14 protein-coding genes are annotated in these 12812 nt (G+C 67.9%); 7 read left to right on the top strand and 7 right to left on the bottom strand.

Going from position 1 to position 12812, the window contains the following annotated elements; genetic code table 11:
• Both ACZ1DY_RS42020 and nhaA read right to left on the bottom strand, forming a co-directional pair.
• Window positions 1–504 (bottom strand): phage holin family protein, encoded by a 504-nt coding sequence (locus ACZ1DY_RS42020; RefSeq protein WP_126730044.1) that lies wholly within the window; start codon window positions 502–504, stop codon window positions 1–3.
• Window positions 505–555: 51 nt separating this feature from the next.
• A complete protein-coding gene (nhaA, locus tag ACZ1DY_RS42015) occupies window positions 556–1755 on the bottom strand; it encodes a Na+/H+ antiporter NhaA (RefSeq protein ID WP_465483026.1) in 1200 nt (399 codons plus the stop codon).
• Window positions 1756–1963: 208 nt separating this feature from the next.
• Here nhaA and ACZ1DY_RS42010 point away from each other — a divergent pair, with 208 nt between their 5' ends.
• The gene (locus ACZ1DY_RS42010; protein WP_465483025.1) at window positions 1964–3424 is read left to right on the top strand and encodes a peptide MFS transporter; all 1461 of its coding nucleotides are present in this window, start codon (window positions 1964–1966) and stop codon (window positions 3422–3424) included.
• 202 nt (window positions 3425–3626) lie between these two features.
• Here ACZ1DY_RS42010 and ACZ1DY_RS42005 read toward each other — a convergent pair whose 3' ends face one another.
• Complete coding sequence (locus ACZ1DY_RS42005) at window positions 3627–4346, bottom strand: VIT1/CCC1 transporter family protein (RefSeq protein WP_257483239.1); 720 nt, start codon at window positions 4344–4346, stop codon at window positions 3627–3629.
• A gap of 111 nt (window positions 4347–4457) precedes the next feature.
• Here ACZ1DY_RS42005 and ACZ1DY_RS42000 point away from each other — a divergent pair, with 111 nt between their 5' ends.
• Both ACZ1DY_RS42000 and ACZ1DY_RS41995 read left to right on the top strand, forming a co-directional pair.
• Complete coding sequence (locus ACZ1DY_RS42000) at window positions 4458–4910, top strand: ATP-binding protein (protein ID WP_257483238.1); 453 nt, start codon at window positions 4458–4460, stop codon at window positions 4908–4910.
• Window positions 4911–4913: 3 nt separating this feature from the next.
• On the top strand, window positions 4914–5690 hold the full coding sequence (locus ACZ1DY_RS41995) for a tRNA(His) guanylyltransferase Thg1 family protein (protein ID WP_465483024.1): 777 nt from the start codon (window positions 4914–4916) through the stop codon (window positions 5688–5690).
• On the opposite strand, the gene ACZ1DY_RS41990 is transcribed toward ACZ1DY_RS41995, so the two are convergent.
• Complete coding sequence (locus tag ACZ1DY_RS41990) at window positions 5654–6334, bottom strand: DUF2848 domain-containing protein (RefSeq protein WP_465483023.1); 681 nt, start codon at window positions 6332–6334, stop codon at window positions 5654–5656. The two genes, ACZ1DY_RS41995 and ACZ1DY_RS41990, sit on opposite strands and share 37 nt — an antisense overlap.
• A 107-nt stretch (window positions 6335–6441) precedes the next feature.
• Here ACZ1DY_RS41990 and ACZ1DY_RS41985 point away from each other — a divergent pair, with 107 nt between their 5' ends.
• Window positions 6442–7746 (top strand): MFS transporter, encoded by a 1305-nt coding sequence (locus ACZ1DY_RS41985; RefSeq protein ID WP_126730051.1) that lies wholly within the window; start codon window positions 6442–6444, stop codon window positions 7744–7746.
• The gene (locus ACZ1DY_RS41980; protein WP_257483235.1) at window positions 7743–8078 is read left to right on the top strand and encodes a cupin domain-containing protein; all 336 of its coding nucleotides are present in this window, start codon (window positions 7743–7745) and stop codon (window positions 8076–8078) included. Before ACZ1DY_RS41985 ends, ACZ1DY_RS41980 begins: the two co-directional genes overlap by 4 nt.
• A gap of 55 nt (window positions 8079–8133) precedes the next feature.
• Here the strand turns inward: ACZ1DY_RS41980 and ACZ1DY_RS41975 are convergent, their stop codons facing one another.
• From ACZ1DY_RS41975 to ACZ1DY_RS41965, 3 genes are all read right to left on the bottom strand, one after another.
• On the bottom strand, window positions 8134–8619 hold the full coding sequence (locus ACZ1DY_RS41975; RefSeq protein ID WP_126730054.1) for a DUF6319 family protein: 486 nt from the start codon (window positions 8617–8619) through the stop codon (window positions 8134–8136).
• 163 nt (window positions 8620–8782) lie between these two features.
• On the bottom strand, window positions 8783–10753 hold the full coding sequence (acs, locus tag ACZ1DY_RS41970; RefSeq protein ID WP_257483234.1) for an acetate--CoA ligase: 1971 nt from the start codon (window positions 10751–10753) through the stop codon (window positions 8783–8785).
• Window positions 10754–10853: 100 nt separating this feature from the next.
• Window positions 10854–11432 carry a GNAT family N-acetyltransferase gene (locus ACZ1DY_RS41965; RefSeq protein WP_465483022.1) on the bottom strand — a complete coding sequence of 193 codons (579 nt, stop codon included), beginning with the start codon at window positions 11430–11432 and terminating at the stop codon, window positions 10854–10856.
• A gap of 115 nt (window positions 11433–11547) precedes the next feature.
• On the opposite strand from ACZ1DY_RS41965, the gene ACZ1DY_RS41960 reads away from it, so the two are divergent.
• On the top strand, window positions 11548–12045 hold the full coding sequence (locus ACZ1DY_RS41960; protein ID WP_126730058.1) for a phosphoribosyltransferase: 498 nt from the start codon (window positions 11548–11550) through the stop codon (window positions 12043–12045).
• Window positions 12042–12773, top strand: a complete 732-nt coding sequence (locus ACZ1DY_RS41955; protein ID WP_465483021.1) for a Fic family protein — start codon at window positions 12042–12044, stop codon at window positions 12771–12773. The genes ACZ1DY_RS41960 and ACZ1DY_RS41955 overlap by 4 nt, the downstream gene beginning before the upstream one ends.
• Window positions 12774–12812: the final 39 nt, after the last annotated feature.

Raw genomic sequence — 12812 nt, 5'->3', positions numbered from 1 at the left:
TCAGTCGCGGACCGCGGCCGCGTCGTCTTCGGCGCTGTGACGCGGCTTGAACGCGGCGGCGGTGTCCTTGAAGCTGTTGATCGTCCGCTCCGGCGCCTTGATCTTCTTCACCTTGCGGTAGCCGAGGAAGCCCGCGGCCGCCGTCGCGACGAGCATCAGCCCGAACACGATCGCGAACGCCGCCCAGCGCATCAGCCACTCGGACAGCAGCTCGCCGAGGAAGAAAAAGAAGAAGAACGAGCTGTACAGCCCGATGACCAGCGCGACCAGGAAGAAGATGGCGCCCTTGAGGCCCTTCTTCGCCTCCGCGACGACCTCGGATTTGGCCAGCTCGACCTCGGCGCGGATCAGCGTCGAGACGTGTTGTGTGGCATCGCCGACGAGTTTCCCGAGGGACTGCTCGCTCGCTACCACGTCGTCATCGCTCGACAGGGGGAGGTAGGGCACGGCCCCCACGCCGTCGGGGCCGGTACGTTCGTGCTTGGGGCTGCTCACACCGGTCATCGTGCCACGTGCCCGGATCACGGGCGCGACGGACCGGCGAGTGTCGCCTACTCAATCCTCGCGCGCGTGCACCCGGCTGCGGTGCAGCAGCATCGCGGCGGCCGAAAGCGAGGCGATGGCCGAGGCGATCAGCACCGCCGCCTTCGCCAGCTCGACGGCCTCCCCGTCGAGCGCGAGGTCGGCGATCAAGAGGCTCACCGTGAACCCGACACCGCCGAGCATCGACAGCGCGCCGATGTCTCGCCAGCCCATGCCCTGGGGTTTCTCCGCGAGCTTGAACTTCACGGCGAGCAGGCTGGCGCCGAAGATCCCGACGAGCTTCCCGCCGACCAGGCCGATCAGCACGGCCAGCGGCAACGCCGTGGTGAACACCGCGCCGAGCGATTCGGCGTCCACCTTGATCCCGGCGGCGAACAGCGCGAACAGCGGCACCGCGACCGCGGCCGACCACGGCTGCAACCGGTGTTCGAGCCGGATGGCGGGCGCGTGCTCCTCGCCGTCGTCGGCGCGGACGCGGGTGAGCAGGCCGAGCGCGACGCCGGCGATCGTGGCGTGGATACCCGCGGAGTGCACCGCGACCCAGGTGATCAAGGCCAGCGGCACGTAGATCCAGGCGCTGCGGACGCGGCGGTGCTGCAGGTAGGCGTACAGCGCGAGGGCCGCGACCGCGACACCGGCGGCGACGAGGTCGAACTTCGCGGTGAACAGGATCGCGATGAGGAGGATCGCGCCGAGGTCGTCGACCACCGCGAGCGAGAGCAGGAAGACGCGGGCGCTGCTCGGCAGGTTCGACGCGGTCAGCGCGAGGACGCCCAGCGCGAACGCGATGTCCGTGGCGACCGGGACGGCCCACGCGCGCTCGATGCCCGGCGTTCCCCAGCCGACCGCGAGCGCGACCAGCGCCGGCACGATCATGCCGCCGATCGCGGCGACCACCGGCAGGATGGCCTGCTTGAACCGCGAAAGCTCACCGACCACGAGTTCGCGTTTGAGTTCGAGCCCCGCGACGAAAAAGAACAGCGCGAGCAGGCCGTCTTTCGCCCAGTCTCCGATGGTCAGATTCAGGTGGAGGAATTCGGGACCGAGCCGGAAATCGCGGATCGCACGGTAAATGTCGTCGATGGGCGAATTGGCCCAGATGAGGGCGATCGCGGTGGCGCCGAGCAGGATCATCCCGCCGGTCGTCTCCGTGCGGAGGTAGCGGGCGAATTCGGCGACGGCTTTCGCGGGACGGGTGGGGCCGGTGCTCACGGCATCCTCCGGGTTTCGGCAACGACGAATACTGTTGCCGACCAGACTTCCCGGCGCACCTTGACGTGATTTTAACGCCTCAAGCTGCGGAAATCTCGCGTTCATGACAGCTGCCACAGAGATCATGCGGACGTCGGTGTCCCGTCCACATGCTGGGCTTCTAGCATGTCAACCGGAAACCGACAACGATGTCTTCACAAAGGACGGCATGGTGAGTACCTCTACCGAGGTCCAGCGAGACACGAGGTTTTTCGGGCACCCACGAGGGCTCGCGAACCTCTTCGGCGTCGAGATGTGGGAGCGTTTCTCGTTCTACGGGATGCTCGGCATCCTCCCGATCTACCTCTACTACGAAGTCAGCCAGGGCGGCCTGGCGCTGCCGAAGGCCTCCGCGCTCGGCATCGTCGGCGCGTACGGCGGCATGGTCTACCTGTCGGCGGTGATCGGCGCCTGGGTCGCGGACCGGGTGCTCGGCTCGGAACGCACGCTGTTCTACAGCGCGATCCTGATCATGATCGGCCACATCAGCCTCGCCGTGCTGCCCGGTCTCGCGGGTATCGGTGTCGGCCTCGTCTGCGTGGCCGTCGGCAGCGGCGGGCTGAAGTCCAACGCCACCGCCATCGTCGGGACGCTGTACGCGCCGGGCGACGAGCGGCGTGACGGTGGTTTCACGATCTTCTACATGGGCGTGAACGTCGGTGGCTTCGTCGGTCCGCTCCTGACCGGGCTCGCGCAGAGCGAGATCGGTTTCCACGTCGGTTTCGGGCTCGCCGCGTTCGGGATGGCGCTCGGCCTGATCCAGTACACGATCGGCCGCAAGAACCTCGGCGAGAAGGCGGGCGAGGTCCCCAACCCGCTGCCCGCGTCGCAGCGGCCGCTGGTCTTCGGCGGCACCGCGGTGGGCGTCGCCGCGATCGTGCTGCTCGTGGTCTTCGGCGTGATCAACCCGGCGAACCTGGTCGACGTCGTCGTCTGGGCCGTCGCGATCATCTCGGTGATCTACTTCGTGGTGATCATCGGCAGCAAGAAGATCACCTCCGAGGAACGCAGCCGGGTGTACTCGTTCATCCCGATGTTCATCGCGAGCGCCGCGTTCTTCTCGCTGTACCAGCAGCAGTTCACCGTGGTCGCGGCCTACACCGACGAACGGCTGAACCGGACGATCTTCGGCTGGGAGATGCCGGTCGCGTGGGTCAACTCGATCAACCCGGTGTTCATCATCCTGTTCGCGCCGGTGATCGCCGCGATCTGGACCAAACTGGGTTCGCGGCAGCCGTCCTCGCCGATCAAGTTCGTGCTCGGCACGGTCACCATGGGCGTGGCGTTCCTGCTGTTCCTCCCGATGGTCGGCAGCGGCAAGAACGCGAGCCCGCTGCTCGCGCTGGCAGGCATCCTGTTCGTGTTCACCATGGCGGAACTGATGCTGTCCCCGGTCGGTCTCTCGCTTTCGACCAAACTCGCGCCGGAGGCGTTCCGGACGCAGATGGTGGCGCTGAACTTCCTGTCCATTTCGCTCGGTACGGCGATGTCCGGAAAGCTCGCCGAGTTCTACACGGTGGACGACGAAGCGCCGTACTTCAGCATCGTCGGCGGGGTGGCCATCTTGGTCGGTGTGGCGCTCCTGGTGGCGACGCCGATGATCCGCAAGCTGATGAAGGGCGTTCACTGACGCGCTTCATGCCGCACTGACGAGCGATCCTCGAACGTGCTGAAAGGGCCCTTCACCGCATAGGAAGCGGTGAAGGGCCCTTTCGCTGCGTCTGCCGCTCGTTGGGCGAGGTCGGCGGCGGCTTGTGGTCGGTCCAGGTGGTCGTGAGTGGCGATTCGGGTTCTAACCCGAATCGCCACTCACGACCACCTGGACCGATTGCCTACCCGACGGTGGTCCCGAACAGCACGCCGACGTAGTAGGTCACCAGCATCGTCAGCGCGCCGACGCCGACGTTCCGCGCGATCGCGCGGCCCACGCGCGCGTCGCCCAGTTTCGCGCTGATGAACCCGGTCAGCACCAGCCCGACCACGACCGCCGACGCGCACGCCCAGACCCGCGCGGAGGTCGGCGTCCACACGATCGCCAGCAACGGCAGTAGCGCGCCCACGGTGAACGCCACCAGCGACGCCCACGCCGCCTGCCACGGGCTGGTCAGATTGTCCGGATCGATGCCGAGTTCGGCCTCGGCGTGCGCCTGCAGCGCGTCCTTTTCGGTCAGTTCGCGGGCGACCTCCGCGGCGAGTTCGGGGGAAAGGCCCTTCTCCTCGTAGATTTCCGCGAGTTCCCGTTCTTCGGCTTCCGGCATCTCTTTCAGTTCGCGCTTTTCCAGCCGCAACTGTGCGCGTTCGGTGTCGCGCTGGGTGCTCACGGAGACGTATTCCCCGCCCGCCATCGAAAGCGCGCCCGCGACGAGCCCGGCGATTCCCGCGGTGGCGATCGTGGTGGAGTCGGTGGTCGCGCCCGCGACGCCGACCACGATGCCCGCCACCGAGACGATCCCGTCGTTCGCGCCGAGAACCCCGGCGCGCAGCCAGTTCAGCTTGCCGCTCAGATCCGCATGCGGTTCGTGCGGATGTGAAGTCGATACGGTATCGGTCACCTTTTCAGTGAAACACAAAGAACGGTACCCGGCGAGCGAAGACCTTTTCGGTTAATAGAGGCAATCCTTATTGACTATTGCCTTACCTAACCCATCGGCTACGTTGTGTCCGTGACAGCGGTGGTGATCCTGATCGGGCTACAGGCGTCCGGGAAGTCGACGTTCTTCCGGCGCGAGTTCGCGGGAACGCACGTCCACGTCAGCAAGGACACCTTCCCCAACGCCCGGCGGCCGCAGGCCCGGCAGTTGCGGATGCTGGCCGAGGCGCTCGAAGAAGGTCGTTCGGTGGTCGTGGACAACACCAACCCGTCACCGGAGGAGTGGGCGCCGCTGATCGAGGTCGCCAGGCGGTACGGCGCGCGCGTCGCCGGGTACTGGTTCCCGCCGGATCTCGAAGGCTCCCAAGAGCGCAACGCGCGCCGGAAAGGGAAAACCCGGGTGCCCGACGTCGGTCTGTATGCGACGCTGAAACGCCTCAGGCGCCCGAGCGCCGAAGACGGTTTCGACGAGCTGTACACCGTCGGTTTCGACGGGGAAGGCGGTTTCGTCGTCGAGCGGGGGTGAACCATGGACGCCGGTGATTTCGAGGCACGGCAACGGGAACGCGAGTGGTTCCACGGCCTGACCGTGCCACCGGGTGCCTGGACGGTGCTCCGCGTCGACGACAGGGGTTTCTCGAAGTTCACCGAAGCGCGGTTCGAGAAGCCGTTCGATCCCCGGTTCGCGGACTGTATGGCCGAGACGGCGAACGCGTTGATGGCGGAATTCGCTTCGCCTTACGTGTGCACGGAAAGCGACGAGATTTCGCTCGTCCTCCCGCCCTCCGCCGGCCTCTTCGGCCGGGGTGTGGAGAAGCTCGTGTCGATCTCCGCCGGCGTCGCCTCGGCCGCGTTCACCCACGCGGCCGGGGTGCCCGCGCACTTCGACGGCCGGGTCTGGCTCGGTACGACGCTGGACGACGTCGTCGACTATTTCTCCTGGCGCCAGGCGGACGCGGCCCGCTGCGCGCTCAACGGCTGGTGCTACTGGATCCTGCGCAAGGCGGGGAAAACGGCGAGTGAGGCCGGAGCGGCTCTCGAAGGCATTGGCGTCTCCGAGAAGAACGAGCTGCTCTTCGCGCACGGCGTCAACTTCGCCGAAGTCCCCGCCTGGCAACGGCGCGGCGTCGGGCTGTACTGGGAATCCTACGAGCGCACCGGATTCGATCCGGTGCGCGAGGTCGAGGTCTCCGCGACCCGCCGTCGCGTCCGCGTCGATCGTGAGTTGCCCATGAAGGGCGAGTACCGGGCCTTCCTCGGTGAACTGCTTCAGCCGATCGGTTCGGGCAGCCGCCGCACGGTGTAGGCGAGTTCGATCGTCTCGCCGGTCGCCGGGTCGCCCAGTTCCACGCGCCACGAGCCGGCGAACTGGTCGACGCCGTGCACCATCGGGATGGTCCCGGAGATCAGCACGGTCCCCGGGGCGTAGAGGTCACGCTCGCGCAGCACGTCCAGCCAGTAAGACGGCGGCAGCAGTTCCGCGAGTTTCCCTTGCTGGATCAGGGTTTCCCCGGCCCAGGCGGATAGCGTGAGGTCGTCGAGCCGGTCCTGGACGTCCACGAGCCGCCACGCCTTGGTAGCGAGGACGTCGGGGCCCGCGTTCTTGCTCCACGCGACGCCGTGCGCTTCGAGCGCGCGGTCGGTGTGGTCGCAGGCGGCGGTCAGGAGGACGTCCTCGGGCGCGGGACCGGTGATGACGACGGCCCATTCGGCCTCGCCGGAGGTCCGCTCGTGCTGCACCGGGACCTCGTCGGTCTGGCTCGCCAGATACGGCGCGACGGGGTACAGCGCCGGGATCACCGAAGGCGCGGGGACGCCGAGTTCGGCCAGCTCGGCCACGTGGGCGGCGACGTCCTCCTGGCTGCGACCGGCGTATCCGGCGTTCAGCAGCGTGTGGACCTCGGTCCGCCGCTCCTGGCCGTCGGGAAGGGTGAAACGCAGCTCAGGCATCTGTCCTCCGAGATTGGGGGTTGCGCATACAGCTTGTATACAAGGAGTATATCCGCAATTCAACCCCTCCCGGCGGGGTTGCGGATCTCCTACGGACGGATGTGGACATGACCTCACCAGCCGGTGACCGGCGTTCGTTGCACAAGGCCTTCGCGGCCAGCCTCTCGGGCACGGCGCTCGAGTGGTACGACTTCGCGGCCTACTCGGTGGCGGCCGCGACGATCTTCGGGAACCTCTTCTTCCCGTCGGAAGACCAGCTCGCGAGCACGATGGCGGCGTTCTCCACCTACGCCGTCGGCTATCTCGCCCGGCCGCTCGGCGGGTTCCTGTTCGGCCGCCTCGGCGACGTGCTCGGCCGCAAGCGCATCCTGGTCATGACGCTCGTGCTCACCGGGGTGGCGACGTTCCTCATCGGTGTCCTGCCCACGTACGAGACCATCGGCGGCTTCGCGGCGGTGCTGCTCGTGGCGCTGCGGTTCGCGCAGGGTGTCGGTATCGGCGGCGAATGGGGTGGCGCCGTCCTGCTCTCGAGTGAGTTCGGCGATCCGAACAAACGCGGCTTCTGGGCCTCCGCCGCCCAGATCGGCCCGCCCGCGGGCAACCTGCTCGCCAACGGTGTCCTCGCCGTACTGGCCGGGCTGCTCACCGAGGACCAGTTCAACAGCTGGGGCTGGCGGATCGCGTTCCTGCTGTCCGGCGCGCTGGTCGGGTTCGGCCTGTGGATCCGGCTCAAGCTGGAGGAGACCCCGGTCTTCAAGCAGATCCAGGAGCGTGGCGAACGTCCGTCGGCGCCGATCTCCGAGGTCTTCCGCACCGAACGCCGCGCGCTGGTCGCGGCCGTGCTGATCCGCGTCTGCCCGGACGTGCTGTACGCGCTGTTCACCGTCTTCGTCCTCACCTACGTCACCACGCACACCGACCTCTCGCGCGGCGCCGGGCTGGCCGCGGTGATGATCGGTTCGGCGTTCCAGCTGATCCTGATGCCGCTGTTCGGCGCGCTCTCGGACCGGGTCTCCCGGCGCAAGATGTACCTGGTCGCGACCATCGCCGCCGGGATCTGGCCGTTCGTGTTCTTCCCGATGGTCAGCGGCGGTTCGTTCGCCATGCTGGCGATCGGCATCGTGCTCGCGCTCGTCATCCACGCGGCGCTCTACGGGCCGCAGGCCGCGCTCGTCACCGAGCAGTTCTCGCCGCGCCTGCGCTACACCGGCAGCTCGCTGGCGTACACCCTCGCCGGCGTGATCGGCGGAGCGCCCGCGCCACTGCTGTTCACGGCGCTGCTGGCCGGTTTCGACACCTGGGTCGCGATCGGGGTCTACTTGCTCGCCACCGCCGTCGTGACCGTCATCGGTGTCGCGCTCGCCCGTGACCCGGACCGCGAGGAGGCCGCCGCCATGGAGTCCGTGCGATGACCTGGACTCCGATGTCCACAGTGGAGGGTCTGCCGCTGATCGGCGGGCAGGGCCGGTTCCGGACGCTCGCCACGGCGGAAGGCGGGCTGGCGTACGAGATCTCCTACCCGGCGGGTGTCGCTTCTCCCGTGCACAGCCACGATCACGACAGCATCGTGTACCTGGTTTCGGGTTCGCTGCGCGGCACGCTCGACGGCCGGGAAGTGACCCTCGAAGCCGGCGGCACGATCGTCCACCCGCGCGGTGTTCCGCACAGCGTCGAGGCCATTGTGGACAGTCGGTGGGTGGAGTTCAAGACACCGCTGCCCTCGCGGCCGCCGATCGCGGAATGAAAAAAACCGGGGCGGACACTGATTTCCAGCGTCCGCCCCGGTCGGGAGGAAAGTCTTACGCGTCCAGCTCGGCCAGCGCCAGCTTCGCCTTCTCCAGCTCGGCTTCGAGCTGAGCGACCTTCGCGGCCTGCAGCTCGCGGGCGGCGTTGATGACCTCGTCGATCGGGCCGGACAGGTCGGCGTGCAGTTCCTTGGCGGCGCGGGACACGGCCGCGGCCGGGATCTCCAGGCCCTTCGCGACCCACTTGGCGCCGTTCTTGAGCTCGGCCTGCCACTCGCCGTCGGCGGTGCCGGTGACCGTGAGGGTCAGCTCGACGGTGCGCGTCTTCTTCGCCGTCGTGGCGACCTTCGGGCGGCCACGCTTGGGCTTGGGGGACTCCGCCACTGCCTCTTCGGCAGCGGGCTCCGGGTTCTCCGGAGTCTCGGTCTTCGCCTCGGCCGGGGCTTCGGCCGTCTCCGCCTGCGGCGTCGAGTCGACGGGCGCTTCGGTAGCCGCTTCTTCGGACACGGCGTCAGTGCGTGTCAAGGCATCCACGGTCATCGTCGGTGTCGTCTCCTTGCCCGGGTATGGGGTGGTACCCGGCACATCCTAGAACAGGCGTTCGAGTAGGGCGAACCGGGGTGTGGTAGGCGTGTCGATGTCAGGAAAGGGTCTTTCAGGACGAAATATGTCCTGAAAGACCCTTTCCTGACGTTTTGGGGCGCTACTCCTCGGTCTTGCCGGACTTCAGACCGGAAGAGATCAGGTCCATCACCGACGAGTCGGCCAGCGTCGTCACGTCGCCGACCTGGCGGTTCTCGGCGACGTCGCGCAGCAGGCGGCGCATGATCTTGCCGGACCGCGTCTTCGGCAGCTCCTGCACGACCAGGATCTGCCGCGGCTTCGCGATCGGCCCGATCTCCTTCGCGACGTGGTTGCGCAGCTCCTGCACGGCCTCGTCTCCACCATCGACGGCGTTGCCGCGGAGGATGACGAAGGCGACGATGCCCTGCCCGGTGGTCGGGTCGGTCGCGCCGACGACGGCGGCCTCGGCGACCGTCGGGTGCGAGACCAGCGCGGACTCGACCTCGGTGGTCGAGATGCGGTGCCCGGACACGTTCATCACGTCGTCGACCCGGCCCAGCAGCCAGACATCGCCGTCGGCGTCGTACTTCGCGCCGTCACCGGCGAAGTAGTAGCCCTGGTCGGCGAAGCGGGACCAGTAGGTGTCGCGGAACCGCTCCTCGTCGCCCCAGATGCCGCGCAGCATGCCCGGCCACGGCTTGTCGAGCACCAGGTATCCGCCGCCGCCCTTGCCGACCTCGACGCCCTGGTCGTCGACGACCTTCGCCGAGATGCCCGGCAGCGCCTTCTGCGCCGAACCCGGCTTCGTCGCGGTGACACCCGGCAGCGGCGAGATCATGATCCCGCCGGTCTCGGTCTGCCACCAGGTGTCGACGATCGGCGCCGAGTTCGCGCCGACGTTCTCGCGGTACCAGATCCACGCCTCGGGGTTGATCGGCTCGCCGACGCTGCCGAGCACGCGCAGCGACGAGAGGTCGTACTTCTGCGGGATCTCGTTGCCCCACTTCATGAACGTGCGGATCAGCGTGGGCGCGGTGTAGTAGATGGAGACCTTGTGCTGCTGCACGATCTCCCAGTGACGGCCCTCGTGCGGGGTGTTCGGCGTGCCTTCGTAGACGACCTGCGTCGTCCGGTTCGCCAGCGGCCCGTACACGATGTACGTGTGCCCGGTGATCCAGCCGATGTCGGCGGTGCACCAGTAGACGTCTTCGCCGGCCTTGTGGTCGAAGACGTTGTGGTGCGTGTACGCGGCCTGGGTCAGGTACCCGCCGGAGGTGTGCAGGATGCCCTTCGGCTTCCCGGTGGTGCCGGAGGTGTAGAGGATGAAGAGCGGGTGCTCGGAGTCGAACGCCTGCGGCGCGTGCTCGGCGGACTGGCCGTCGACCAGTTCGTGCCACCAGATGTCGCGGCCTTCGGTGATCGGCACCTCTTCGCCGGTGCGGCGGACGACGATGACCTTCTCGACCGATTCGGCGCCTTCGAGCGCTTCGTCGACGTTGGCCTTCATCGGGGCGGCCTTGCCGCGGCGGTACTGGCCGTCGGTGGTGATGACGATCCGCGCCGCCTGGTCGTCCACCCGGGAACGCAGTGCTGTCGGGGAAAAACCACCGAAGACGACACTGTGCAGGACGCCGATCCGGGCACACGCGAGCATCGCGACGATCGCTTCGGGCACCATCGGCATCTGGATGGCGACCCGGTCGCCCGCCTCGAGCCCGAGCGACTCCAGCGCGTTCGCGGCCTTGGAGACCTCGTCCTTCAGCTGGGCGTAGGTGATGTCACGGCTGTCGCCGGGCTCGCCGACCCAGTGGATGGCGACCTGGTCGCCGTGCCCGGAATCGACGTGGCGGTCGACGCAGTTGTACGCGACGTTGAGCTTCCCGCCCACGAACCACTTCGCGAACGGCGCATTGGTCCAGTCCAGTACCTGCGACCACTTCGTTTCCCAGTGAAGGCGCTCGGCCTGCTTGGCCCAGAACGCTTCCCGGTCGGCGTCGGCTTCGGCGTAGAAGTCGGCGGTGGCATTCGCTTGCGCGCTGAAAGCCTCACTCGGGGGGAAGGTCCTGCTCTCCGTGAGCAAATTGTCCAGCGCCGGCGACTGCTCGGTCATGGTGCGATGCCTCCTGTGATTCGCGTGTCTTCACGCCCGTTGGCACGCTATCGACGTTACGACGCGAAGTAAAAGGTTGCATCGTGGTTGCGCGCGGCATTCACACGCTTGAGGACAGAGCGGTACGGACCGCCGGCCATTCTGGTCCGGTGAGGGAGTAGACGACGGTGTCGCGGACGGTTCCGTCAGGCCGCACGCGATGCGCGCGCAGCACCCCTTCCCGTTGCGCGCCGAGACGTTCGATCGCCTTCTGCGACTTGAGGTTCCGGATGTCGGTCTCCCACGAGACGCGGTTCGCGCCGAGGTCGTCGAAAGCGTGGCGCAGCAACAGGAGTTTCGACTCGCGGTTGAGTCCGGTCCGCTGCCATTCGGAACCGATCCAGGTGTGGCCGATGGAAACGATCTTGTGGCGCGCGTTCATCGCGTAGAACGACGTCGTGCCCGCGACCTCGCCGGTGCGCGCGTCGATCTGGGCCCAGGCGCGGCGGTCGGCGTCGGCGAGGATGTCGTCGACCATCGCTTCGGTCGCGGCGAGGTCCTGTGGCTGCCGGAGGCTGAGCCAGGTCCAGATCGCCGGGTCGGAGCCTGCCGCGTACAGGCCCTTGGTGTGGTCGCGGGTGAGCGGTTCGAGGCGGACGCGTTCGCCGGTCAAGGTCGCATGGGTGTTCCAGTCGGTCACGATCTTGACGGTACGACCGGCAATGGCCTTACTAGATAGCCATTTTCGAAGCATTCGAGAAGGCCACTACCCCGTTGCCTATGCTCGCGGGAACGATCGACGAAGGCGAGGCGGCATGGCCGAAGAGCGGGAAGAGCTCACTTGGGAGTTGTTCGGGACGGCCAGCAGGGAGCTCGCGCAGGCCGTCGCCGACGACGGCTTCGAGCCGGACCTGATCCTGTCGATCGCGCGCGGCGGGCTGTTCGTCGCCGGCGCGCTCGGTTACGCGCTCGACGTCAAGAACCTGCACGTGATGAACGTCGAGTTCTACACCGGCGTCGACCAGCGGCTCGACCTGCCGGTGATGCTGCCGCCGGTGCCGAACGTGGTCGACCTGACGAAGAAGAAGGTGCTCGTCGCCGACGACGTCGCGGACACCGGCGCGACCTTGAAGCTGGTCCGCGACTTCTGCGCCGACCACGTCGCCGAGGTGCGCTGCGCGGTGGTCTACGAGAAGCCTCGCTCCGAGGTCAAATGCGAGTACGTCTGGAAGCACACGGACCGCTGGATCAACTTCCCGTGGTCGGTGCAGGCGCCCGTGGTGCGGCGCGCGGGCCAGGTGCTGGACGCGTGACGGATCCGCTGAAGCCGCTGCTGGACCTCGAAGGGGTCGCCGCGGCCGCGAAATCGGCTCAGGACGCGGTGTTCGCCGTCCACCGGCTGCCCGCCAACCTGCGCGGCGGCGCGGCGACGGCCGCCGAAGCCTCCGTGCGGTCGGCGCGGGCGTCGGCCGGGATCGAAGGCGCCGCGCCCGAACTGCCGGAATCCGGTGAAGTGACCGATCCGGTTTTGGCTGGCGCGCTGCGGGTCGCGGAAGCGCTGGAGGGCCTGCTCCCGACGTGGCGGCGCGCGCCGTTGCAGGCGTTGGCGCGCTTGCACGTTCTGGCCGCGTCGGATCTGGTGACGGACTCCGACGCGCTGGGACGGCCGCGGTCGTCCGGTGACGTCGGGCCGCGGCTGGAGATGCTGGCGCAACTGGTCACCGGCGCGACGTCGGTGCCGGGGCCGGTGCTGACCGCCGTCGTGCACGGGGAACTGCTGGCGCTCAAGCCTTTCGGCTCCGCGGACGGTGTCGTCGCGCGGGCGGCGGCACGGCTTTCGGCGGTGGCGACGGGGCTCGACCCGAAGGCGCTGACGGTGCCGGAGGTGGCGTACTTCCGGCGGGTGCCGAAGTACCTCGAGGCCGCTTCGGCCTTCAGCTCCGGGACCCCGGAGGGCGTCCGGAGTTGGTTGCTCTTTTCGTGTGAAGCGTTCGAGGCGGGCGCTCGCGAGGCGAAGTCCATCTCCGACGCCGCCGGCTGACCCTGGTGAGATCCCACACGGGATCTTGAGTAGGTGTGG

Source organism: Amycolatopsis sp. PSD-21, from assembly GCF_055561455.1.
The sequence above is the reverse complement of the archived record's forward strand: the minus strand, read 5'-3'. Positions and strand labels throughout refer to the sequence as shown.

Excerpts from the sequence above, each read along its gene's own strand:
- ACZ1DY_RS42020 (WP_126730044.1), bottom strand. The coding sequence starts at position 504 with ATGACCGGTGTGAGCAGCCCCAAGCACGAACGTACCGGCCCCGACGGC.
- ACZ1DY_RS42010 (WP_465483025.1), top strand. The coding sequence starts at position 1,964 with ATGGTGAGTACCTCTACCGAGGTCCAGCGAGACACGAGGTTTTTCGGG.
- ACZ1DY_RS41995 (WP_465483024.1), top strand. The coding sequence starts at position 4,914 with ATGGACGCCGGTGATTTCGAGGCACGGCAACGGGAACGCGAGTGGTTC.
- ACZ1DY_RS41990 (WP_465483023.1), bottom strand. The coding sequence starts at position 6,334 with ATGCCTGAGCTGCGTTTCACCCTTCCCGACGGCCAGGAGCGGCGGACC.
- ACZ1DY_RS41985 (WP_126730051.1), top strand. The coding sequence starts at position 6,442 with ATGACCTCACCAGCCGGTGACCGGCGTTCGTTGCACAAGGCCTTCGCG.
- ACZ1DY_RS41980 (WP_257483235.1), top strand. The coding sequence starts at position 7,743 with ATGACCTGGACTCCGATGTCCACAGTGGAGGGTCTGCCGCTGATCGGC.
- ACZ1DY_RS41975 (WP_126730054.1), bottom strand. The coding sequence starts at position 8,619 with ATGACCGTGGATGCCTTGACACGCACTGACGCCGTGTCCGAAGAAGCG.
- acs (WP_257483234.1), bottom strand. The coding sequence starts at position 10,753 with ATGACCGAGCAGTCGCCGGCGCTGGACAATTTGCTCACGGAGAGCAGG.
- ACZ1DY_RS41960 (WP_126730058.1), top strand. The coding sequence starts at position 11,548 with ATGGCCGAAGAGCGGGAAGAGCTCACTTGGGAGTTGTTCGGGACGGCC.